The organism is Flavobacterium sp. CHNK8 (assembly GCF_019774515.1).
Taxonomy (GTDB): Bacteria; Bacteroidota; Bacteroidia; order Flavobacteriales; family Flavobacteriaceae; genus Flavobacterium; species Flavobacterium tiangeerense.
Genome location: NZ_CP081492.1, coordinates 1694945 through 1717759, shown reverse-complemented (window position 1 = coordinate 1717759; position 22815 = coordinate 1694945). Strand labels below are relative to the sequence as shown.

Below are 22815 nucleotides of genomic sequence, written 5' to 3'. Positions count from 1 at the left end.
ATTTATTGAAATGTGGTAGTATTTTAAACACCCTCTAATGCCCAGCCTGAAACATAAATAGCACAATCAAAATCATAAGATATGAATATTAAAAAATCAGTTGATGTATTAAACAATTTAATAGCATCTCATAAAGATAGGGTAATAGCGTATCAAAATGCAAAAAAGGGATTTAATGAAAATGACTTAGTGCAATTATTCAATGAGTTTGAAAAAACAAGCAATTTGTTTAATGAAGATTTGATATTTGAACTGAGTAAAATAAATGGTGCCCCAAAAGAAAATGCTAGAAATCATACTTTAATTGATAAAATTTGGGGAAATTTAAAAATAAACTTTCTCATAAAAGACAAAGAAGAAATTCTAAACAGATTGGAATATTCTGAGTTTGAAATACTCAAAGTATATAAAAACTCATTGACGAACAACACTGATTTTATTCCAAAAAAGCTGAATAAAATTTTACAACAGCAACAAATATTACTAACAAATCAACATGACAAAATTAAAGATTTGGGAGATAGTATGATAGCAAAATCAAGTATGAGTTTTTAAAAGGTAATTGTATTTTTTAAAAATATAATTCAGATTAAATTTAAAAATAGAGGAATGAACCAAACATTAACGATACAAAAAGAACGATTGGGAACTTATCTCAATCAAAGTTTTATTGAAGTTGGCAGAGCTACCGAGTTTGCTATTCGTTTTTTTAAAGAAGCCATTAGGCCTCCTTATGAATTCAAGGAGCTGCTCAAACAATGTTACTTAATAGGATATAAATCTTTACCACTGGTAACTATTACTGGTTTCATAATGGGGTTGGTTCTTACTTTACAATCGAGACCAACTTTGGCAGAATTTGGAGCCGAATCTTGGTTGCCTAGCATGGTGGCACTGTCTTTAATTAGGGAAATTGCTCCTGTTATTACTGCTTTAATTTGCGCTGGTAAAGTAGCTTCAGGAATTGGAGCTGAATTAGGCTCAATGAAAGTAACAGAGCAAATTGATGCCATGGAAGTTTCAGCTATCAACCCATTCAAATATTTAGTAGTAACTAGAATTATGGCAACTACATTAATGATTCCATTACTTGTAATTTATGCTGATGGAATAGGAATAGTTGGAGGTTACATGGGGATTAATATTCACGGCGATGTAAATGTAGTCCGCTATTTATCACAAGTGATTGAATCCATAACATTTTTAGATATTTTTCCCGCAACTATAAAAACTTTTTTCTTTGGATATTTTATAGGAATGATTGGTTGCTATAAAGGATATAATGCTGAAAATGGAACTGAAAGTGTAGGTAAAGCAGCAAATTCTGCGGTAGTTACGGCCTCATTAACCATTTTTATAATTGATATGATTGCGGTACAAGTAACTGATTTATTTTTTTAATATGGAAAAAAATTACACACTTCAAAATAGTAATCCGGTAATTGAAATCAAAGACTTACACAAATCATTTGGTACAAATGAAGTTTTAAAAGGAGTAACATTTAACTTAAACAAAGGAGAAAACCTGGTAGTTCTAGGTAAATCCGGTTCAGGAAAATCAATTACTATTAAATGTATCGTTGGACTAATTAAAATAGACGACGGCATTATTACTGTGTTCAACAAAGAAATCAATTCATTAGAAATCGATGAACTAAACAAAATTAGAACACGCATTGGATTTCTTTTTCAAAATGCTGCTTTATATGATTCTATGAGTGTTCGAGAAAATCTTTCTTTTACATTGAGAAGACATGATACCACATTATCAGGTGATGCAATTAATGAACACGTTTTTGAAGTACTCGAAAGCGTGGGATTGAAGGAGGCCATAGACAAAATGCCCTCTGAATTATCTGGAGGAATGCGCAAACGAATAGGACTTGCAAGAACGTTGATTCTTAAACCAGAGATTATTCTGTATGACGAACCCACAACAGGACTTGATACCATTACCTCAAGAGAAATAAGTGAACTCATCTTAGAACTTCGACAAAAAAATAAAACATCATCAATAATTATAACGCATGATATGCCCTGTGCAAGACTTACATCTGATAGAATTGTAATTTTAAAAGATGGTGTAATACATGTTGAAGGAACATATGATGAGCTAGAAAAAAGTGAAGATGAATGGGTTCGTTCATTTTTTATTTAAATTAAAAATTAAAAATCATGGTTAAAGAGTCAGGATACCAATGGAAATTAGGAATGTTTGTTATAGTTGGATTGTTTTTATTTGTAGGTACCATCTATTTTGTAGGCAAACAAAAAAACTTATTTGGATCAACTATTGAGTTGTATTCAAAATTTAATTCAGTAAACGGTCTTGCAGTAGGCAACAACGTTCGATTATCAGGTATAAATATTGGAACTGTTGAAGATATTGAATTCCTTAATGATACTTCGGTTGTTATTAAAATGGTTATCAAAGATGAAGTTCGTAAATACATCAAGAAAGATGCCGTGGCAAGTATCAATTCGGATGGTTTAATGGGCGATAAAGTCTTGACAATAACTTCAGGAAAGAAATCTACTATATTGATTAATGATCAGGATTATATTAGATCTAAAAAAGCCATTGAAATGGATGACCTGATGGTGAGTGTTAAGAAAAGTGTAGATAATGCCGGACTGATAACTGCTGAGCTAGCGCAATTTAGCTCAAGTATGAATAATGGTGATGGAGCATTATCTAAACTGGTTTCAGATAAAAAATTCGGTAATAGCGTGGACAACATGGTAACTAGTTTAGAAGCAAGCGCATTAGAGTTTAAAACTTTTACTACTAGTATGAACAATGGTAAAGGGGCTCTATCAAAACTTATAAGTAACGAGCGAATGGGGAATTCAATAGATTCTTCTTTAACCAATGTAAAAACAGCTACAAAAGGCTTAAATGAAGTAATTGAGGCAGCAAAACATAATTTTTTATTGAGAGGTTTTTTCAATAAGAAGAAAAAAGAAGAAGATAAAAAACTCGAGGAAGCACAAGAAATTGAAGAAGCCGAAATGAAAAAAGCTTTGAAAATAGATCAAAAAAATGATTCTATCAACAAATAATACTATTGTTTTATTATATCCAAGCTATTTTTAGAAGTCTAAAACTATTTTGAATAAAATACTGTAAAGTCTAAAGGTTATTTTAAAAATCAGTGAAAATCACAACAAATAGCCATAGTTATATAATTTAATTAGTTAGAATTTTGGGAACTTTGGAGGGTGAAGATTATTTCACTATTAATAACCAAAATTATGAATTCAAATGATTTAGAGGGGAACTGGGAACAGCAGAAGGAGAAATTAAAAGAAAAATTTGTTGCTTTAACTAGCAACAAGTCATTATTTTCAGAATCTAAGAAAGAAGAAATGCTAAAGAAATACCAAGACAAACTAGGAAAAACTAGAGAGGAACTTATTGTTATTTTTCAATCCTTATAGTTTTTTTTTATCTCTTACTTACAGGATATAAAATTAGGTTTAACTAAAACTGTAATTTATAAAATCCTTTTTAATCAAAATAAATGTGACTAGAATACAAGAGACTAAAATTGATTTTTTTGTTTCGTTAATTTTAAAATACACAATATATTATAAAATGCAAGTTGTAAAAACTTGCATTTTTTTTGCTTAAATACTGTTTATCAATGTGTTAATTATTAAATTTATAACCTGTAATTACTAAAGTGTGAATCTTGAAACATTCACTAAAAGTAATGTAACAACTAAACTGTGTTAATTAATGACCTTTGTAATATATAAATCAATAAAAAAAATAAACAATGAAAAAGTCTAAAAAATTAATTTTCGCATCAATAACATTAGGATTATTATCTTTCACAGGAATCCAGGCACAAGAAAAAACTCCAGCTTTTGGTTTTAAAGGAGGTCTTAACTTTTCAAACTTATACACAGATACTGTTGATGACAATAATGTATTAACAGGTTTTAATGCAGGTTTATATGCTAAATTCCCAATTACAAATAGTATCGCAATTCAACCTGAAATTAGCTACACTACAAAAGGATCTGAATTAGTGTACAACAGTTTTGGAGTAAATGGAACAGCAAAATTCAATATCAATTATATAGAAGTACCTATTTTACTTGTTGCTAATTTAACTGATAATTTCAATGTACAAGTAGGTCCATATTTAGCATACATGGTTAGCGGTAAAACAACTAATGATTCTAATCTTGGTTCATCAGTTCGTACATTAAATACTGATGATTTCAATAAATTTGACGCTGGTATTTCAGGAGGTTTAGGTTTTGATTTAGATGCAGTAAATTTTGGAGTGCGCTACAATTACGGATTAACTAAGATTGGTAAAGATGATAGTTTTACATCTTCAGATGCTAAAAACAGTGTATTTAGCGCATACGTAGGTCTTAGACTAAACTAATAATTAACATTAAACATATTTATCATGAGCAATCTTCTTTACACAATAGCAGTTATTTTAGTGATTTTTTGGGCAATCGGTTTTTTTGCATACAGTGTTGGATCCATCATTCACATTCTTCTTGTTCTAGCGGTAATAGCTATTCTATTCAGATTAATTTCTGGTAGAAAAATATAATATTCAATACTAATTCTAATCATTAAAACTATAAAATATGAGTAATCTTCTATATACAATAGCAGTCATTTTGGTAATTTTTTGGGCAATCGGATTCTTTGCTTTTAGCGTAGGTTCAATAATTCATGTCTTATTGGTAATTGCTGTAATAGCAATATTATTTAGGCTCATTTCAGGTAGAAACGTATAAATTAATAATTATAACTTTAAAAATTTGCATTATGAAATCAGATAAAATAATATTAGGAGTTTTAGGCGGAGTAGCCGTAGGAGCATTATTAGGAGTTTTATTTGCACCAGATAAAGGTGATAACACAAGAAAAAAAATTGCTGACAAAAGCAATGATTATGCTGACGAATTGAAATACAAATTGGACAACATTTTGGGTACTATTACTCAAAAATATGAAAAAATTTGGGCAGAAGGTGAGAAACTTGTTGCTGAGGGCAAATCTAAAATGAATGAAGTTAAACATGATGGAGAAGATCTTTTAGCTCAAGGTAAAGCATCTTTTAACGAAGTAAAAAAGGATATTAATTCAATATAATTTGTATTACTTCTTTAAAAAATTAATTTTGATATAAATTTCAGGAAAATGGAAAACAATGCATCATCAATAGAAATGCTTTTTGAAAGAGCAGAGAATTATACTAAAACTTCAATAGAGTTAGCTAAACTTAATGCGATTGACAAAACTGCTGACGTGGTTTCATCACTAATCTCTAGAATGGCAATTTCTGTTGTTTTTGCGATGTTTGTTTTTCTTTCAAACATTGGTCTCTCTCTTTGGGTAGGCGAGCTTGTAGGACAACTATACTTTGGTTTTTTTATTGTTGGTGCCTTCTATCTAGCACTAGCACTTTTACTATACTACTTTAAAGACAAATGGATAAAAATGCCTATTAGTAATTTTATAATTGTCAAAATGCTTAAAAATAGTTAATATGAAAAAGAGTACTGAATCAGAGATGCTAAAAGAAGCTATTCAATTATTGAAAGAAAAACAAGCTTTAGAACTTGTACAACTTAAAGACCAATATCATGTAACTTATGAAAGTTTACAACCTGTAAACCTTATAAAAAATGCTTTTGGACAGTTAACAAAAACTTCCGAGTTTAAAGGAAATATTCTTAACAGTGTTATTGGTATTGCATCAGGATACTTATCAAAAAAAGTATTATTAGGTTCTTCCCATAATCCAATCACAAAGGTTCTTGGTACTATTTTACAATTTGCAATAACTAACTTTGTAAGTAAAAAAGCTGAGACTTTTACTCAAGAGAAGCAATCTTGATAGAAACTTTTTATAAAGATTTAAAAATTCATTAGAGGATAGCCCAAAAAGCTATCCTCTTTTTTATTGCATCAAATTGTACAATAGGTTTTCTATTTGTATTTAAAAATCAAACACCCTTATATAATAACAAATACAATATCTTTTCTAAATCCAAAACCATAATAGATACCGTAATACAATCACAACATTCTATACTGCCTTAGCTCATTTTGATGCTTCAAAAATGTGTAAATATAAGTTAATCTTACTACTTCATTATTTAATTATATAACTCTTTAAGCCAATAACATAACAACCTTTGTTATGTAGAATACTTAATCCTTAAAAATGAAAAAAATGAAAACTAAAAATTTACTATTACTCTTTGCAATACTGTTTATTGCATTAATTTCTAGTTGTGCTGAAGACGATTTTGTAGAAACAGTAGGTGTTTGCCCAGTTGTAGAATCTACCGTTCCTAATAATTTAGCGCTAAGCGTACCTTTTAATCAAATTATCTCAGTCACTTTCAATGAAGAGATAAATGCTTCAACTATCAACTCCTCTACTTTAATTATTTCAAAAGCAGATGGCACGGTAGTTTCTGGTGCAATCACGTACAGCGGAAGAACAGCAAGGTTTACTCCTGCTAACCCTCTAAGTCCTAATACTACCTATACTGGTAGGATTACAACTGGAGTAAAAGATGTAATGGGTAATGCTCTTCAAACAGATTATTTGTGGACATTTTCTACTGGAATGATTATTGTTCCTGTTGTAAATACTACTGATCCTACAAACAATCAAATTAACGTTGCTCTTAATAAAACAATAACTGCAACTTTTAGTGTTCCAATGGATCCTTTGACAATAAATAATTCAACATTTACAGTTAAACAGGGTACGAACTCAATTGCAGGTGCAATTACTTATTCTGGATCAACGGTTTCTTTTGTACCTACAAATCCTTTAACCGTTAATTCTGTTTATACGGTTACTATAACATCAGGTGCTAAAAGTTCACAAGGAACACCACTAGCTGCTGATTACGTATGGAATTTTACAACTGTTCCTGTTCCAACAGTTACATCTACTGATCCATTTAATAACGCTATAGGAGTTGATTTAAACAAAACACTTACTGCAAACTTTAGCATTGCTATGGATCCGCTAACTATTAATACAACCACTTTTACTTTAAGACAAGGGACTACAGTAATTCCAGGCGTTGTACTGTATACTGGTGGTACTACTGCTTCATTTAATCCAGTAAATGCTCTTAATCCTGGACTTATTTATACAGCAACAATAACAACTGGTGCTAAAAGTTCAGCCGGTATTCCATTAGCTAGTAACTATGTTTGGAATTTCACAACCTCAAATGTTGTAGTAACACCTCCTGTTATAACAAGTGGTTTGTTCTTTGGAGTTTTTGGAGGAAACGCAGGAATAACAAATCAAGGATTATTAACAGTAGTTGATGGTGCAATAGGAACAACCGCTGCATCAACGTTAATAACTGGTTTTACTGATGGTACAAGTGGTGATGTATATACCGTAACTCCATTAAATAATGGAATTGTTACTGATGGTATATTTACAGATGCTCCAGCTCCTGGAAATGCTACGAAAGCAGCAACAGCATTAGCTGGATTAAACGCAGCGAGAGATCTCTACAACAGTATTTCACCTGCTTCTATGCCTGGAGGTGTTGCTAATCCTGGTGCTGGTGAATTAGGAGGATTAACATTAGCTCCTGGTATTTACACTGCTTCAAGCTCTTTTAGTATAACCAACGGAAATCTTACCTTAAATGCTAATGGAGATCCGAATGCAAAATGGTATTTTCAAGCACCATCCTCTTTAACAGTAGGTGATTCAATGCCAAGTAGTGTAACTTTCTTAAACGGCGTAGGTAATCCTAATAATGTGTATTGGTATGTAGGAACTGCAGCAGTTATTAATTACGCTGGTGGTGGAGTTATGGTAGGAAATATTATTGCCAACTCTGGTGTGACTTTGTCATCTCCTGCTAATAGTACAAATCCGTTTTTAACAGTTTTAAATGGTAGAGCAATTTCATTAGTAGCTTCGGTTACTATGGTAAATACAACTATTAACGTACCGAATAACTAAGCCTAAACGATACATAATTTAGAATCAAACTAATATATCTCACTAAGGATAGATGCATTAAAAATTAATTAAAAAAATATATCATGTACAATATTAATAATTTAAAAATGGGACCAAGTAATTCTTGGTCTCCTACTAACCTCTCAATTAAAAGACTTTTAGTAGTCTCTTTGACATGGTTAGGTGCTCAAACAACAGTTCAAGCACAAGAAGTTCAATCTATTAGATATACTACTCCTTCTTGGTATTTCGGTGTAGCTGGTGGAGCCAATTTCAATTTTTATGAAGGCTCAACCAATCAACTGAATGCAAGCTTTACTCCTCCTGCTACTTTTCATGAAGGAAATGGCACAGGGCTTTTTATTGCACCACTTTTAGAATATCGTCCTGCTACCTCAAGATGGGGATTTATGTTGCAAGCCGGATTTGATAGCCGTAAAGGTTCTTTTGACCAAGTCCTTACTGCATGTGACTGTCCAGCTGATTTAAAAACTGATCTTAGTTATATTACTGTAGAACCTAGCGTACGTTTTGCGCCGTTTAAATCTAATTTTTACCTTTATGGAGGTCCAAGATTAGCATTCAATCTAGACAAATCATTCACCTATCAATTAGGAATTAATCCAGCTTTCCCTGATCAAGCTCCTTCTGCTGCTGTAACGGGTGAATTTAGTGAAATTGAAGAAACCATTTTGTCCATGCAAATTGGCGCTGGTTATGATATTCCACTTTCATCGGATCGTAACAAAACACAGTTTGTATTATCCCCTTTTGTTTCGTTCCAACCTTATTTTGGTCAAAATCCACGTGCTACAGAAACTTGGAATATAACAACTATTAGAGCTGGTGTTGCGCTTAAATTTGGACAAGGAAAAGAGATTCAAGAAGCAACAGATTTATTTAAAGATCCTGAAGTACAGTTTTCCGTAAATTCTCCTATCAATGTTCCTGGAGAAAGAAGAATGACTGAAATTTTCCCCCTTAGAAATTATGTTTTCTTTAATGAAGGGTCTACACAAATTCCAAATCGTTATGTTGAATTAACGAAAAACCAAGTGAAAGACTTCAAAGAAGACCAATTAGAAACTTTTGCTCCAAAAAATTTGTCAGATCGTTCAAAACGACAAATGACGGTTTATTACAACGTGCTGAACATACTGGGCGATCGTATGCAAAAAAATCCTTCATCAACAATCATGTTAGTTGGTTCATCAAATAATGACAATACAGATGGTCTCGCAATGGCTGAATCTGTTAAAACGTATTTGGTAAATATATTTGCAATAGACGCCTCTAGAATTACTACTAAAGGTCAAAGTAAACCAAATATCCCATCAGAACAACCTGGAGGAACATTAGAACTAGTGTTACTTCGTGAAGGAGATCGTAGAGTTTCTATAGAAAGTAATTCCCCTGATTTATTGATGGAATTTCAAAGTGGTCCTGATGCACCATTAAAACCAGTACAGATTATTGCATCGCAAGAAGCACCAGTTGATAGTTATGTTACTTTTAATAATAAAGGAGCTGGTGAAGCATTGTCTTCATGGTCCTTACAAATAACTGATGAACAGGGAAAAACACAGCCTTTTGGGCCTTATACTCAAGATGAGGTAAGCATACCAGGAAAAATGATTTTAGGTACACGTCCCGAAGGTGATTATAAAATAAAAATGATTGGTCAAACTAAAAGTGGTAAAATTATAGAGAAAGAAACTCCCGTTCACATGGTTCTTTGGACTCCTGCAAAAATGGAAGAAGGTACCAGATACAGCATCATCTATGAATTTAACACATCTAAAGCGATATCAATCTATGATAAATATCTTACTGAAATAGTTACACCTAAAATTCCTATTGGTGCAACAGTAATTATCAAGGGTCATACAGATGTTATTGGTGAGGTGGCTTACAATCAAGAATTGTCTTTAGCTCGCGCCAATGATGTAAAAACCATACTTCAAAATAGCTTGAGTAAAGCTGGTAGAAGCGATGTGAAATTTGACGTTTCTGGTTATGGTGAAAACGAAAATAACGCACCTTTTGACAATAAAACTCCCGAAGAACGTTTTTACAATCGTACAGTAATAATTGATATCATTCCAGCTGTCAAATAAAACTAAGTAATACAGAATACCATTTATTAATTCCAAAAAGAGGACAGAAACTTAACAGTCTGTCCTCTTTTTTTTACATAAAAATTTATTTTTATAAAATGAAATTACAATATCAATCCTGAATGGCGCTTTGTATATTGAATTAAGCAATTCAAATTATACATTAAAAGTATTTCATTTTTCTATATTCCTATTTTAACAACTAAAGTATAACATAAAATTATTATTTTTACTATTAAATTTTTGTAGCTATGACACCAAACGAAAAAACAATAATTAAGTTTTATACTGCTTTTGCTAATGCCGATGCCTCAACAATGTGTGAATGCTATCATTCTAAAATTGAATTTCGCGATCCAGTTTTTGGTTTATTAAAAGAAAATGATGTTTGCCAAATGTGGAAAATGCTTTTAGAACGAAGCAACGGAAATTTAAAAGTGATTTTTTCTGATTGCAAAGCAAATGAGTTCACTGGATCAGCGCACTGGCAAGCTACCTATTTATTTACCAAAACAAATAGAACTGTAATCAACAAAATTATTGCCCAATTTCAATTTAAAGACGGTTTAATTATAAAGCATACAGATGATTTTGACCTCTATAAATGGTCTAAGCAAGCCTTTGGTATTACAGGATTTTTATTGGGATGGACCGGATTTTTTCAGGGAAAAATTCAGAATCAAGCTCAAGAATCACTTCAAAAGTATATTTCTAAAAATACAAAATAGTGACATTTACTTTTTAATTATTACAACAATTTTGAAAAGTCAAAGTCCCAATCAGTTGTAAGTTTATACCATAAATGACCATTTGTAGCATCAAGCGGACAATCAAAATTATTAGTGTACAAAGCTCCAGTTCCTAATCCTTGTGGCATGGCATTATTTTTCTTAAATGTCCATTGTGCTATGGCGTTTAATCCGATATTACTCTCTAGTGCAGAGGTAATCCACCACCCTATTTGGTGCTTCTCAGCCAGGTCAATCCACTCTTGCGTGCCTTTAAAACCGCCTATAAAACTTGGTTTTAAAATAATGTATTGTGGTTTTATTTGAAGTAACAATTGCTCTTTATCCTCTTTCAAAAAAACTCCTATCAACTCTTCATCTAGCGCTATAGGAAATGGAGTTTTCTCACACAGCTCTGCCATATTTTTAATTTGATTTTTTTGAATTGGCTGTTCAATACTATGTATCTTAAATTCATGAAGTTGTAATAACTTATCTAAAGCGTTTTCTACCCCAAATGCACCATTAGCATCAACCCGAATTTCTATTTGCTCAGGTGTAAAATGATCTCTTATAAACTTAAGCAATTGAAGTTCTGCATCAAAATCTATGGCTCCTATTTTAAGTTTAATACATTTAAAACCATCTGCCAGCTTCTCTTCTATTTGCTTTTTCATGAACTGCTCCTCGCCCATCCAAACAAGTCCATTAATAACCATTGCCTTTTTACCAGCTGTAAATTCAGATGGGAATAACAAGAACGGATGATGACTCTCTAGCGATTGAAAAGCCATTTCTACACCAAACTGAATGGAAGGAAATTCTAATAAAGCTTCCCATAGTTTTACCTTTCCTAAGTGAATGTTTTCGCAGGTCCACTTTATTTTTTCTTCATAATCAGGTCTATCATCTATACTTAAACCACGTAAAATACCACACTCACCAATTCCTTTTTTGCCGTCTTGTTCTAATACTATAAACCAAGTTTCTTTATCGTTCATTACACCTCGTGATGTACCAGATGGACGTTTAAAATTAAGAATGTATTTGTGATAAGTTGCTTTCAAAATATATTTTTATTGGTGTAAATGAAGATCTTGATTGATTTAATCTACTATTTTTAAAACTTTTTCAAAATCATTAGACACGATTCCAGCTTTTTTAAAAGCTTCAAAATCTTGCTTAATTTTTTGTGTCCAACTCAAACTATCCGTTACATTTTGAGTTTGGTATTGTTTATAAATGGCTTTGGCCAATGAAAAATTTTCGTTTAACAAATACGCATGCGCCAAATTAAGCTGAATTAACAATTCTGTTTCATCCTTTTTTTGGCCTTCTTTTAAAAATTTCAATGCCTTTGCATATTGTTTTGTCACCAGATAACTGTATCCTAGATTATTATAATCCAGCGCTGAAGCTTTTCCATCATTGATAATAGTAGTCATTTTTTGTATGGCTTCACCATGTTTGCCTTGTTTTGCTAATCCAGTAGCTTGTTTTCTTAAGTCTTCATAAACAGCAGTCGAAAGGTTGCTTTCACCAAAACAACTATTTCCAAAATCTTTATACGCTTTTGCACGCTCTACAGCTAACAATTTTTGAAACTCGGAAAAGGTGTATTTAGGTTGAATTTTATCCAATATACAAACACAAAAATCATCAGAATTACTCATTTTTTGAGCCAAGTTTGATGTTTTACATTGATCAATAATAGACTTTCTGTTTTCAATTGTCCAGCCACGACTTAACTTTTTATTAACCCAGGGAACAACTTCAAGTATTATTTTCTGGTTCATAATCCAGTTTTTACTTTCAAAACCAAACCACAAGTTTCCCTTGTTGCTTTGCATACAAGCCGATTTATCAGTTGAAAGTCGTTTGGCATCTTTGCTTATTGGTGTGTTTTGAACCAAACAGGCAGTATCTGTTTTTCCGTTTTCTTTGTATTGTTTTGCTAAATCAGCACTTGTAAATATGGCATACTTACAGGTATCGTCTCCTGAAATTTTAGACAAAATAAAAACTGCTCCGGCTGACCCTTGACTAATGCCTGTGGGATCTGGAATAGATTTTAATACTGATACCAAACTTCCAGCCAATTGCTGATTTTTATCCAAAAGGGTAATTCTAAAAACTACCTCAGTGGTTCCCTCAGGAAAATCTTGGGTTTTAATAACAATTCTATCTCGTGCTGAAACCGTAATTTCCTCTGATGTAGCTCTGGTTTTATCCCAATAACCATCCTGTTGAGCAAAAATCGAGTGGAAAGAAAGTAAGAACAGAAAAAAAACAAATAGCTTTTTATATTGCATGGTAAAATAAAATAATGGATAACATGACATTCTAGAACGTGTTTAGGACTACGTTTAGTACTTATGAATGGTATTTTCCTAGCCCTGAAAGCAGTGAAAATCCTTTTATAAAGCCGTAAGCCCATCAAGGCTTACGGCTTTGTAAAAGATTGTAACGAATAGCAGGAAATAGCTCCTAAAAAAATTTACAAATCAATAGAGTTCCCTATTTCTAGCAACATTAAATCTTTTCCTTTGTTAAAAAACTTACGAATGGACTCTTCTTTATTGATTTCGATATACCCGAAAGTGTCAAAATGGTATCCTAAAATTTTATCACATTCCACAAAATCCGATGCAATGATAGCGTCTTCAACATCCATGGTGAAGTTATCACCTATTGGTAAAATGGCTAAATCAAGTTTTGTGCGCAATGGAATGAGTTTCATATCCATGGTAAGTGCCGTATCACCTGCGATATAAATATTTTTATGTTCGCCTTCTATGACAAAACCTCCTGGATTTCCTCCGTAAGAGCCGTCTGGAAAAGAGCTGGAGTGAATTGCATTTACATATTTTACTTTTCCAAAATCAAATTTCCAACTTCCACCGTGGTTCATAGGGTGCGATTGAAAACCTTTTGCGCCATAATATCCTGCAATTTCAGCATTGGATACAATTACTGCATTTGTTCTTGTTGCTATAGCTTCTACATCAAGAATATGATCTCCGTGTGCGTGTGTTAATAAAATATAATCCGCTGCTAGCGTCTCAATGTTGATGTGTGCTGCTAAAGGATTTGCCGATATAAATGGATCAACAAGTATGTGTTTGCCACCAACTTCTATTCCTAATGATGCGTGACCGTAAAATGTTATTTTCATTGTTATTGTTTTAAAAGTTTAGTTCTTAAATTATCTTCCGCCAAGGAATAAATTTACAAATAAATCTTGAATGAATGAAACCATACATATTGATAATAAGATGGCTAAAGCAAAGGTACTCAAGGCTAATTTTTTAAGTTCAGGGTCAAGATCTTTGTGATTCTTATTGTTATAAACCGTTTTTAGATGTTTTAATAATGGAATAAATGCGATGATAAATAAATACTGATCAAGTCTGTACTGACTAATTACAGCAAAAATTACAACAAGCAACATGGCTGTTATAATTAAAAAATAATGGTATTTCTTGGCATTTTCTCCACCTATTTTAACCACTATCGTATTTTTATTTGATTTTCTGTCTGAGGCTTCATCGCGCATGTTGTTCAAATTCAAAACACCGGTACTTAATAACCCTATTGCAATGGCAGGTAAAAACAAATTGAAATCCAATTGTTTAGTATATAAAAAATGAACGCCTAAGGTACTCACTAATCCAAAGAAAATAAACACAAATATATCTCCCAAACCGTGGTAGCCATAAGCGGATTTTCCTACTGTGTAACGAATGGCCGAAATAATGGCCGCTACCCCTAGCACTAAAAAAAATAGGGAATAAAAAATATTTGTATCTGAAAAGGAGACATAAATTAATAATATAGCAGCTATCAATGTGGCTATAGAAGTAATGATAATAGCTTTTTTCATGGCCTGTGGTGTAATTACACCGCTTTGAATGGCACGTTTAGGCCCTATTCTATCCTCATTATCGGTTCCTTTAACGCCATCACCATAATCGTTAGCAAAATTAGATAGCACTTGCAGTCCTAAAGTAGTTAAAAGCGCTAAACCAAAAATGGCCCAACTAAATACTTCGGTAGGTGTTAAAATATTCTCGGTAGGATTTGCAAGAGCATACATACTTCCTACGATTATTCCTGATACTGATAATGGCAATGTGCGTAAACGCGCGGCCTCAATCCAATGTTTCATAATTATTTTTTATTTAAATCTCAATCACTTATGAATTGAGTTTTTCTTTTACATCCAGTTGCTATCGGACTTTTCCATTCGATACAACCACAAATTTACTTTACTTTTTAATATTGTAAAATTACCCATCTGGAATGAAATAGTTCCTCCAGCAGTGTGCAAAATGACAGAACCAAGATCTAATTTTTTATGCCAAAAATATTGCGATGTGGAAATGGCTTGTATTTTATGAGGCTCGATAATTGCCGTGCTGATATCCCAACCACCACTTTGTTTGATGATAAAATTATCATGAATGAACAATCTATTATTTTTGAATTTAAAATACTGTAGTAAACCTATAAAAATTACATAAACAGGAACTAAATATACAAAGTCAAATGCAGCGGGTTCCAACCAAGCTCCTATGGCGTAGAACAATAAAACAGGAATAAGGATATACAACAATAACGCTACAGCTAACACTCTAAAATTAGGCTTCAAGGCTAAACCTTTTTCAGGTATTTGATCATACAATAATTGTAAAACCGAACTGCTCTCTAAATCACTGCATCCTGGAATTTCAATGATAGATTTTCTATCTTCGGCAGTACCGCTGGTAGCTTGTCTTATTCTTAATTCTAATATACCGAGCTTTTTTTGGAAAAAATTTCTTTTAATGGTTGTAATTTGGACTTTTTCAGGCTTAAGAATGGTGCTTTTAGAATTGAATAATCCATAAGACAATAACATAGAATTTTTTTGACGTGCAATTGTGTACCCAAAATATTGAATAATTACCCGTGCAATATTCAGTACCAATACACCTGCTAATACAAATACAAAACCAATTACAAGAGATTGAGAAGCTAAACCTTTATCAACATAAGAATTAACTTGTTCTTGATACACGGAATCACTCTCACTGAATTTTCTAAAATTTTCATAAATAGTACTTCCAAAAATGATAATTAATCCGATGGTTTTACCGTAGTTTGAGGTAATTCCTAACTTTAACAAACTCAGCAACCCTATGATCACAAAAGGTGCCTCAGTTGCTTCTGCTTCTTTATCAGCAAGGTTTGAATTTATATCTAAATCTTGACTTGTTTTTAAAGCCGATTGGTCAAGTAAACGCGATTTTAATTCTAACGCCACTTCATGAGAAATAGCTTTAATATGACCCTCTTTTTTGGAACTTCCAGCCGTATCTACATGCAATTCATAAACACCAATTAATTTTTGAATAAAAGACTGATTGATGTTTACTTGTTGAATTTTATCCAACTGTATGGCAGTTTTGGTTTTGTTTAAAATTCCATCAGAAATAATAAATTCCTCTTTTTCAGCATCTAAAAAAAAGGTGAAACTGCGGTATTTCAAATACGATATAACGCCTATCAAAAGTAAAAACAACACAATACCCGTAACCAGGTATAAAATATTTAACTCCTTGAATTTAAAAGCATACACCACAATTAGCGGCCAGAAAGCGCGAGCATTTTTTTGTAAAGCATAAAAAAACAACACCAACACTCCCACTGGAGATTGTCTTTGCGGCGCACTAAAACTTACATCCATTACAGTTGTTTTTGAATTTTAACCATCAATAACTGTTTGATATTTTCGGCTTGTTCCTTTTCAATTCCGGGTATTTGAATGTCACTAGAACTTCCGCCCGCTGTAAATATTTCTATTTCGGCTAAGCCAAAAAAACCAGGTATAAATCCTTCATGTAAGGCTACATGTTGTACTCTATTGTAAGGAATTATGATTGTATTGGTTGCCAAAACTCCATATCGATACAAAACGTCATGTTCTCTAAATGCAAAACCTTTTTTTCTAAAACTAAGCAGCGCAAATAAAACGATAAACAGCAATACAAATGGAGACATTAAACCTAATAAAAATGATATTCTACCTGAAAAACCATCTGGTTCAAAATACAAATAAATAAAAGGAGCTGCAATTAGTGTAATAATCAAAATAGCAAGCTTGATTGCCACCACAAAAATATATTTGGGATGCAATTTTGTAAAAATTACTTCCTCATATTTTGGGAGTAAATCGGTATCAATTATTTCGTTTGAAAAGTTTTGCATTTTTTTATTTTCTTTCAGGTTTAAAGTGTAACGTTTTAGGTTTTCGAATTGAAAACCTAAAACTTGGAACTTTTTTATGGCAACCATTTTTTTTCAAAATTTGGCTTTCTTTTTTCTAAGAATGCATTTCTACCTTCTTTTGCCTCTTCGGTCATGTACGCTAATCGAGTAGCTTCACCCGCAAATACTTGTTGACCCACCATACCATCATCAGTCAAGTTCATAGCAAATTTTAGCATTTTAATAGCCATTGGTGATTTTTGCAAAATCTCCTGCGCCCATTCATAAGCTGTTGCTTCTAATTCATCATGAGGCACCACTGCGTTCACCATACCCATATCCATAGCTTCTTGAGCCGAATAATTACGCCCAAGGAAGAAAATCTCGCGTGCTTTTTTCTGTCCCACCATTTTAGCCAAATAAGCTGATCCATATCCTCCGTCAAAACTAGTTACATCAGCATCAGTTTGTTTAAAAATAGCGTGCTCTTTACTTGCAAGTGTCATATCACAAACCACGTGTAAACTGTGTCCTCCACCTACTGCCCATCCTGGCACTACAGCAATAACTACTTTTGGCATAAAACGAATTAATCGTTGTACTTCTAAAATATTCAATCGATGTTGCCCATCATCGCCCACATAACCTTGATGGCCACGTGCGTTTTGATCACCACCACTGCAAAAAGAATACACGCCATCTTTAGAGGATGGTCCTTCAGCTGATAACAAAACTACACCTATTGAGGTGTCTTCTTGTGCATCATAAAAAGCATTGTACAATTCGGCAGTAGTTTTTGGTCGAAAAGCATTGCGTACATCAGGTCTGTTAAACGCAATTCTTGCAACGCCGTTACATTTCTTATAGGTGATATCTTCGTACTCTTTGGCAGTAATCCAATCCATGGTAATTGTTTTAAATTATTTCAGTGTAAAAATAAATCATTTTTTACATTATATCTAGTCTATTTTGAATAAGCTTATGGTAATAATTCTCTGATGAAAGGATTTAAAATGTTAAAAATCAGAAAAAAAACGATATTCTTGATGGTTATTAGCGTACTATTTTTTAAATTTATAATAAGTTAATCATCTTTATTACAAGATATAAAGTTAATTTTCTTAATTATTCTTCACTGAGTTATTAACCTAAAAAAAGAATGTATTGTTTACCATTAAAAATGTTACCGCTCTTTTTTCTAAGGAAATTATTCGCTTTATTTTTTCAGAATTCCAGAGCAAAGAATCTATGAACAAGTCATTAATCTTAGTCGTAGTAAAAATAAAGTAGCACCTGAGGTTTAACCAAAGTATTATTTTTCTTGTTGTTGCTGTGCAAAACAGTATTAAAAATATTTTTTAGAAAATAATCTAATCTATTAAAGAAAAACCAAGGTCATACCGCGAAACTATTTTTCACGTTAGTGCAATGGGTTGAACATATTAATAAAAGAGTTCGAAAGCAACTAATGTCGCTGTTACATCTTAAAAATAGGTACACAAATACTATTGATGAGCATGCATATAAAGTTACTTTCAACCATCATTACATTTTAATACTTGTACTATTTTTTTATTGTAGTATTAAAAAGAGAAAGACTAACCTTTATAGATTAGTCTTTCTTTTTTTTATTCTTTAACTAAATAAATTCCGTCTTCCTTAATTTCAATCAATTGCTCCCTGTATAAAGATCCAATTGCTTTTTTAAACGTTTTTTTACTCATCTTCAACACCGTTTTAATGTCTTCGGGATGAGAATTATCAGTTAACCTCAAGAAACCTCTGCTTGCGCGCAGTTCATCCAGAATTTTTTCGGCATTAGGTTCAATACTTTGATAACCTTGTATTTGTAAAGAAACATCAATTTTATTGTCTGGCCTGATTGTTTTAATGTAACCACGCATGCGGTCTCCCGTTCGAATGGCGTCATCATACACTTCATCCTTGTACATCAATCCTTTATACTTTTCGTTGATAATCACGTTGATACCCAACTCCGTAATATGCGACACAATCAAATCAACTTCCTCTCCTTTTTCAACAGTTAGGTTTTCATTTTTCAAAAACTGATTCAATTTACTAGAAGCGACTAATCTATTAGTTTTTTCATCCATATAAAGGTACACCAAATAGCGTTTTCCTTTTTCCATAGGGCGCGCCTGCTCTTTAAACGGAACCAAAATATCCTTTTCCATTCCCCAATCCATAAATGCTCCTATTTGATTGGTATAATTCACTCTCAAAAGTGCAAATTCATTCAATAAAATATAGGGTTCCAGAGTGGTAGCAACTGGTCTTTCTTCATGATCCAAATACACAAAAACGATCAACTCCTCACCTATCTCAAATTCGTTTGGAACATATTTGTTGGGAAGCAAAATGTCATGAATTCCCTCAGGATCTTGCTCTGGATTTCCCAAAAACAAACCCACTTTGGTATCACGTAATATCGTTAGCGTATTGTATTTTCCTATTTCAATCATTATATTGTATTTTGTAAAGTGCAAAGGTACGAAGTTTGAAAGTAGGATATTAAGAAACCGTCCACAAAAAAACTAATGCGGAAATTGCTATTGTTTTTTATTTTTAGGAGCACCCACCTTCGTTGTTTTATGACGTGTAGTCCCGCTGTACGCAGTATCCACGCCCAAAAGCGTGGGATACTCACTTCCATCGCGGCTAGATTAGGAAATATCGTTTTCATAACATAAACAACAAAAGCACCTTTTTATGAGGTTTATGTTCTCGATAGCTGCTTTAGAAACACTAGGACAATTAAAAAACCTAACAAACTTATCAAACTTTACTGTTTTAACCTCTGAGACCTAACAGGTTTTAGAAACCTGTTAGGTCTTTATTTCATATTCAAGATACACGTTACAAAAACGAAACAAAGAAAGACCTCTTGACTAATATTGCAATGAGATTATTATAAAGGTTAAAAAAAGGATTTAGTACTGCTCTATTTTTATGGTTCTAACCTCTTTTTCACTAAGTAATCAACAATCTAATTCTTGCAAAAATTTATTTTTTTGTAGTTCAAATCGACTATATTTACAATAAAAAAATAAGTGTGTTTACACCAGTCTGACATGGACAAACATCTTGACATCAATCTAAAAGAAAATGAGCTTTAAATTAAATTTAGAGAAAAGTATTAAATATGAATTTATAATCTACAAACTAAACTTTGAATATGTGCTTGAATTATTTTTTGAGACTTTTGTTTATGTAGGTTGGACATTTTTATTAGTTTCAATTTTATCAAATCCTGATAATAATGAGAATGTTTTTTTTACTTTATGTTTAATATTTTTTACAATTTTTCTTTTAATAAGTTGGTTTCTGAATTACAAAATGTTGAAAGTCGAGATTTCAAATCCTAAAATAGACAGAGAAAAAATTGTTGAACTTCTAAAAAAGGAATTTCCAGATTTTCTTCTTAATGACAATGGAATAAATATTTTACGAGGAAAATATAGAGGTGGAATATTTAGTTCTGGAAAAAAAATATTTGTAATATTTACAGAAGACAAAATACTTTTGAACTTAACAACATATGGAAGAGGAGAATCAAATATTCCTTTTTATTCAATTATTAATCACCGCAAATTAATTAAAATACGAAAGGATTTTATGAAAAATAAAAAAATATTATAAAATTAAATACCTCACCGTCTGGTCATCAAACAACACATCATAATCCATGAATAAAAATAATAAAATCCAAGTGGTACAATCCTGATTTGCAAAATATCTCTTGGTATATACTTCTAACCTCAAACAATTCCTAAAATTTTAAGGACGTGAAAAACTATTTTTCTTTTTCACTAACTTTGAGGAAATTAAAAAAACAATTAATGAAACCAAATCCTATAACTACCTTAATTCTACTTGTATGCTTTTCGATTACAACTTTTGCACAAACTACAGTTGATGATCCCGAAATTAAAAAAATGTTGACCGAAGTTAAATCGGAAAATATGGAAGCTACCGTTCGGAAACTCGTTTCTTTCGGTACTCGCCATACTTTGAGCGATACCAAAAGTAATACTCGAGGTATTGGAGCAGCACAACGCTGGGTAAAATCAGAATTTGACAAATATGCCTTGGCTTCTGGCGGCAGACTTACTTCTGTTATTGATTTTTTTACCATCAAAGCCGATGGAAAACGAATTGCAACGGATAGCCAATTAGGAAACGTAATGGCAACTTTAAAAGGTACAGATCCTACTGACGATAGAGTTATGATTATCAGTGGTCACTTAGATTCAAGAGCTTCGGATGTAATGGACTCAAAATCTGACGCTCCTGGTGCAAATGATGATGCTTCAGGAGTGGCTGCCATGATGGAACTAGCCAGAATTATGAGTCAAAGAGAATTTCCTTTTACACTCATTTTTGTGGCTGTAGTGGGTGAAGAACAAGGTTTGTATGGTGCTAAACATCTTGCTGATCTTGCCAAAGAAGGCAAATGGAATTTGATTGCTATGCTTAACAATGACATGATAGGCAACAGCTTATCAAGCGGCACTTTATTACGTGACAATACAAGAGTGCGTGTTTTTAGCGAAACTATTCCCTATCTAGAAACAGAAGCCGAAGCAAAAATGCGAAAATCAACCAATCGCGATAATGATAGCCCATCCAGACAATTAGCACGTTACGTTAAGACGGTTACTAATCAATACGTAGATCAATTGGATATTAACCTGGTATACCGCAATGACCGTTTCTTGCGTGGTGGAGATCATACTCCTTTTAGCCAAAATGGTTTTACTGCGATTCGTTTTTGCGAAATGAACGAGAACTACGATCACCAACACCAAAATGTGAGAAAAGAAAATAACATTCAGTATGGAGACCTTCCTGAATTCATGGACTTTGAATACATGAAAAAAGTAACCTGTTCTAACTTAGCTACTTTCAGCAACTTAGCTTGGTCGCCAAAAGCACCTACTAATGTTGGAATTGAAGTAAAAGATTTGACCAATTTCTCTGCTTTACTTTGGACTGCGCCAGAAGGAAAAGCTGTTTATGGCTACAACATCCTTATTAGAGAAACGGGATCACAACACTGGGAAAAAACTATTTTTGTAAAAGATACTAAGGCCGAAATTCCGTATTCTAAAGATAATTTCTTCTTTGCAGTACAAGCGGTTGATGAATTAGGACATTCAAGTTTACCTGTTTTTCCTATCCCTATTCGTTAACTTACAAGAATGAAATCAATTTAATTGAAACTAATTCTCGTGTTTCTGATTAAAAAAGTGATTTAACAAAAAAGCGTTTGTCTCAATTCGACAAACGCTTTTTTTATACCTAATTTTTACAATCAACAATTAATTGTAAACACTCTCTTTCTTAAAATGAACAGTAAGTAAATAGTAAATAACGGCTCTGTACTTGTTTCTATTAGATCTGCCATATTTTTCCATTACTGCATCAACGGCAGCGTCTAATTCTGGTCCATCAGTTAAGCCTAATTTCTTGATCAAGAAATTGTTTTTTACTGTGTCCAATTCTGACTGCTGACTTCCAGCTACTGTTGCAGCATCAGCATTATAAATTGACGGTCCGCAGCCTATTGTAACTTTAGTTAATAAATCCATATCTGGATCTACGCCGCATTTTTCTTTCAAATCTGCTGCGTATTTTACAATTAATTCTTCTCTTGCACTCATAAATAAAAGTTTTTTGTTGGTTTTTTAGTTTATAACAGAC

25 protein-coding genes are annotated in these 22815 nt (G+C 32.5%); 16 read left to right on the top strand and 9 right to left on the bottom strand.

The annotated features are described in order from the left end of the window. The first annotated feature begins 81 nt into the window (after positions 1-81). The 14 genes from K5V07_RS07255 (at position 82) to K5V07_RS07190 (ending at position 10842) form a co-directional block, all read left to right on the top strand. The gene (locus K5V07_RS07255) at positions 82-555 is read left to right on the top strand and encodes a DUF2383 domain-containing protein (RefSeq protein ID WP_182651691.1); all 474 of its coding nucleotides are present in this window, start codon (positions 82-84) and stop codon (positions 553-555) included. A gap of 54 nt (positions 556-609) precedes the next feature. Then, positions 610-1401, top strand: a complete 792-nt coding sequence (locus tag K5V07_RS07250; protein ID WP_144890623.1) for an ABC transporter permease — start codon at positions 610-612, stop codon at positions 1399-1401. A gap of 1 nt (position 1402) precedes the next feature. Further along, on the top strand, positions 1403-2158 hold the full coding sequence (locus K5V07_RS07245) for an ABC transporter ATP-binding protein (RefSeq protein ID WP_221916951.1): 756 nt from the start codon (positions 1403-1405) through the stop codon (positions 2156-2158). Positions 2159-2175: 17 nt separating this feature from the next. Further along, the gene (locus K5V07_RS07240; protein ID WP_221916950.1) at positions 2176-3063 is read left to right on the top strand and encodes an MlaD family protein; all 888 of its coding nucleotides are present in this window, start codon (positions 2176-2178) and stop codon (positions 3061-3063) included. Positions 3064-3255: 192 nt separating this feature from the next. Continuing rightward, positions 3256-3441 carry a CsbD family protein gene (locus K5V07_RS07235; protein WP_144890614.1) on the top strand — a complete coding sequence of 62 codons (186 nt, stop codon included), beginning with the start codon at positions 3256-3258 and terminating at the stop codon, positions 3439-3441. Positions 3442-3782: 341 nt separating this feature from the next. Beyond that, complete coding sequence (locus tag K5V07_RS07230) at positions 3783-4406, top strand: porin family protein (protein WP_144890611.1); 624 nt, start codon at positions 3783-3785, stop codon at positions 4404-4406. A 24-nt stretch (positions 4407-4430) separates the two neighbouring features. Then, positions 4431-4583, top strand: a complete 153-nt coding sequence (locus K5V07_RS07225) for a lmo0937 family membrane protein (RefSeq protein ID WP_140344716.1) — start codon at positions 4431-4433, stop codon at positions 4581-4583. A 37-nt stretch (positions 4584-4620) separates the two neighbouring features. Next, positions 4621-4773 carry a lmo0937 family membrane protein gene (locus K5V07_RS07220; RefSeq protein WP_144890608.1) on the top strand — a complete coding sequence of 51 codons (153 nt, stop codon included), beginning with the start codon at positions 4621-4623 and terminating at the stop codon, positions 4771-4773. Positions 4774-4804: 31 nt separating this feature from the next. Continuing rightward, positions 4805-5131, top strand: a complete 327-nt coding sequence (locus K5V07_RS07215; RefSeq protein ID WP_182650018.1) for a YtxH domain-containing protein — start codon at positions 4805-4807, stop codon at positions 5129-5131. A gap of 48 nt (positions 5132-5179) precedes the next feature. After that, entirely contained in the window at positions 5180-5527 is a 348-nt protein-coding gene (locus K5V07_RS07210) for a hypothetical protein (protein WP_182650020.1), read from the top strand. 1 nt (position 5528) lies between these two features. After that, complete coding sequence (locus K5V07_RS07205) at positions 5529-5879, top strand: hypothetical protein (RefSeq protein WP_221916949.1); 351 nt, start codon at positions 5529-5531, stop codon at positions 5877-5879. A 339-nt stretch (positions 5880-6218) separates the two neighbouring features. Beyond that, a complete protein-coding gene (locus K5V07_RS07200) occupies positions 6219-7997 on the top strand; it encodes an Ig-like domain-containing protein (protein WP_221916948.1) in 1779 nt (592 codons plus the stop codon). Positions 7998-8080: 83 nt separating this feature from the next. Next, complete coding sequence (locus K5V07_RS07195; protein ID WP_221916947.1) at positions 8081-10114, top strand: OmpA family protein; 2034 nt, start codon at positions 8081-8083, stop codon at positions 10112-10114. 251 nt (positions 10115-10365) lie between these two features. Next, the gene (locus K5V07_RS07190; RefSeq protein WP_144890591.1) at positions 10366-10842 is read left to right on the top strand and encodes a nuclear transport factor 2 family protein; all 477 of its coding nucleotides are present in this window, start codon (positions 10366-10368) and stop codon (positions 10840-10842) included. A gap of 20 nt (positions 10843-10862) precedes the next feature. On the opposite strand, the gene K5V07_RS07185 is transcribed toward K5V07_RS07190, so the two are convergent. The 8 genes from K5V07_RS07185 to K5V07_RS07150 form a co-directional block, all read right to left on the bottom strand. After that, positions 10863-11909, bottom strand: a complete 1047-nt coding sequence (locus K5V07_RS07185) for an o-succinylbenzoate synthase (protein WP_221916946.1) — start codon at positions 11907-11909, stop codon at positions 10863-10865. Between the two features lie 39 nt (positions 11910-11948). Then, on the bottom strand, positions 11949-13184 hold the full coding sequence (locus tag K5V07_RS07180) for a tetratricopeptide repeat protein (protein ID WP_255577795.1): 1236 nt from the start codon (positions 13182-13184) through the stop codon (positions 11949-11951). A 155-nt stretch (positions 13185-13339) separates the two neighbouring features. Further along, a complete protein-coding gene (locus tag K5V07_RS07175) occupies positions 13340-14017 on the bottom strand; it encodes a metal-dependent hydrolase (RefSeq protein ID WP_221916945.1) in 678 nt (225 codons plus the stop codon). Between the two features lie 30 nt (positions 14018-14047). Then, a complete protein-coding gene (gene menA / locus K5V07_RS07170) occupies positions 14048-15010 on the bottom strand; it encodes a 1,4-dihydroxy-2-naphthoate octaprenyltransferase (protein WP_221916944.1) in 963 nt (320 codons plus the stop codon). 48 nt (positions 15011-15058) lie between these two features. Then, positions 15059-16570, bottom strand: a complete 1512-nt coding sequence (locus K5V07_RS07165; protein ID WP_221916943.1) for a PH domain-containing protein — start codon at positions 16568-16570, stop codon at positions 15059-15061. Then, positions 16570-17178, bottom strand: a complete 609-nt coding sequence (locus K5V07_RS07160; RefSeq protein WP_255577794.1) for a PH domain-containing protein — start codon at positions 17176-17178, stop codon at positions 16570-16572. Before K5V07_RS07160 ends, K5V07_RS07165 begins: the two co-directional genes overlap by 1 nt. Then, positions 17166-17996 carry a 1,4-dihydroxy-2-naphthoyl-CoA synthase gene (locus K5V07_RS07155; RefSeq protein WP_086454479.1) on the bottom strand — a complete coding sequence of 277 codons (831 nt, stop codon included), beginning with the start codon at positions 17994-17996 and terminating at the stop codon, positions 17166-17168. The genes K5V07_RS07160 and K5V07_RS07155 overlap by 13 nt, the downstream gene beginning before the upstream one ends. A gap of 723 nt (positions 17997-18719) precedes the next feature. Further along, positions 18720-19574 (bottom strand): S1 RNA-binding domain-containing protein, encoded by an 855-nt coding sequence (locus tag K5V07_RS07150; RefSeq protein WP_221916942.1) that lies wholly within the window; start codon positions 19572-19574, stop codon positions 18720-18722. 643 nt (positions 19575-20217) lie between these two features. On the opposite strand from K5V07_RS07150, the gene K5V07_RS07145 reads away from it, so the two are divergent. Further along, complete coding sequence (locus K5V07_RS07145; protein WP_221916941.1) at positions 20218-20751, top strand: hypothetical protein; 534 nt, start codon at positions 20218-20220, stop codon at positions 20749-20751. A gap of 200 nt (positions 20752-20951) precedes the next feature. Further along, positions 20952-22304 carry a M28 family metallopeptidase gene (locus K5V07_RS07140; protein ID WP_255577792.1) on the top strand — a complete coding sequence of 451 codons (1353 nt, stop codon included), beginning with the start codon at positions 20952-20954 and terminating at the stop codon, positions 22302-22304. Between the two features lie 129 nt (positions 22305-22433). Here the strand turns inward: K5V07_RS07140 and K5V07_RS07135 are convergent, their stop codons facing one another. Beyond that, on the bottom strand, positions 22434-22775 hold the full coding sequence (locus K5V07_RS07135) for a DUF2853 family protein (protein WP_221916940.1): 342 nt from the start codon (positions 22773-22775) through the stop codon (positions 22434-22436). Between the last annotated feature and the right edge of the window lie 40 nt (positions 22776-22815).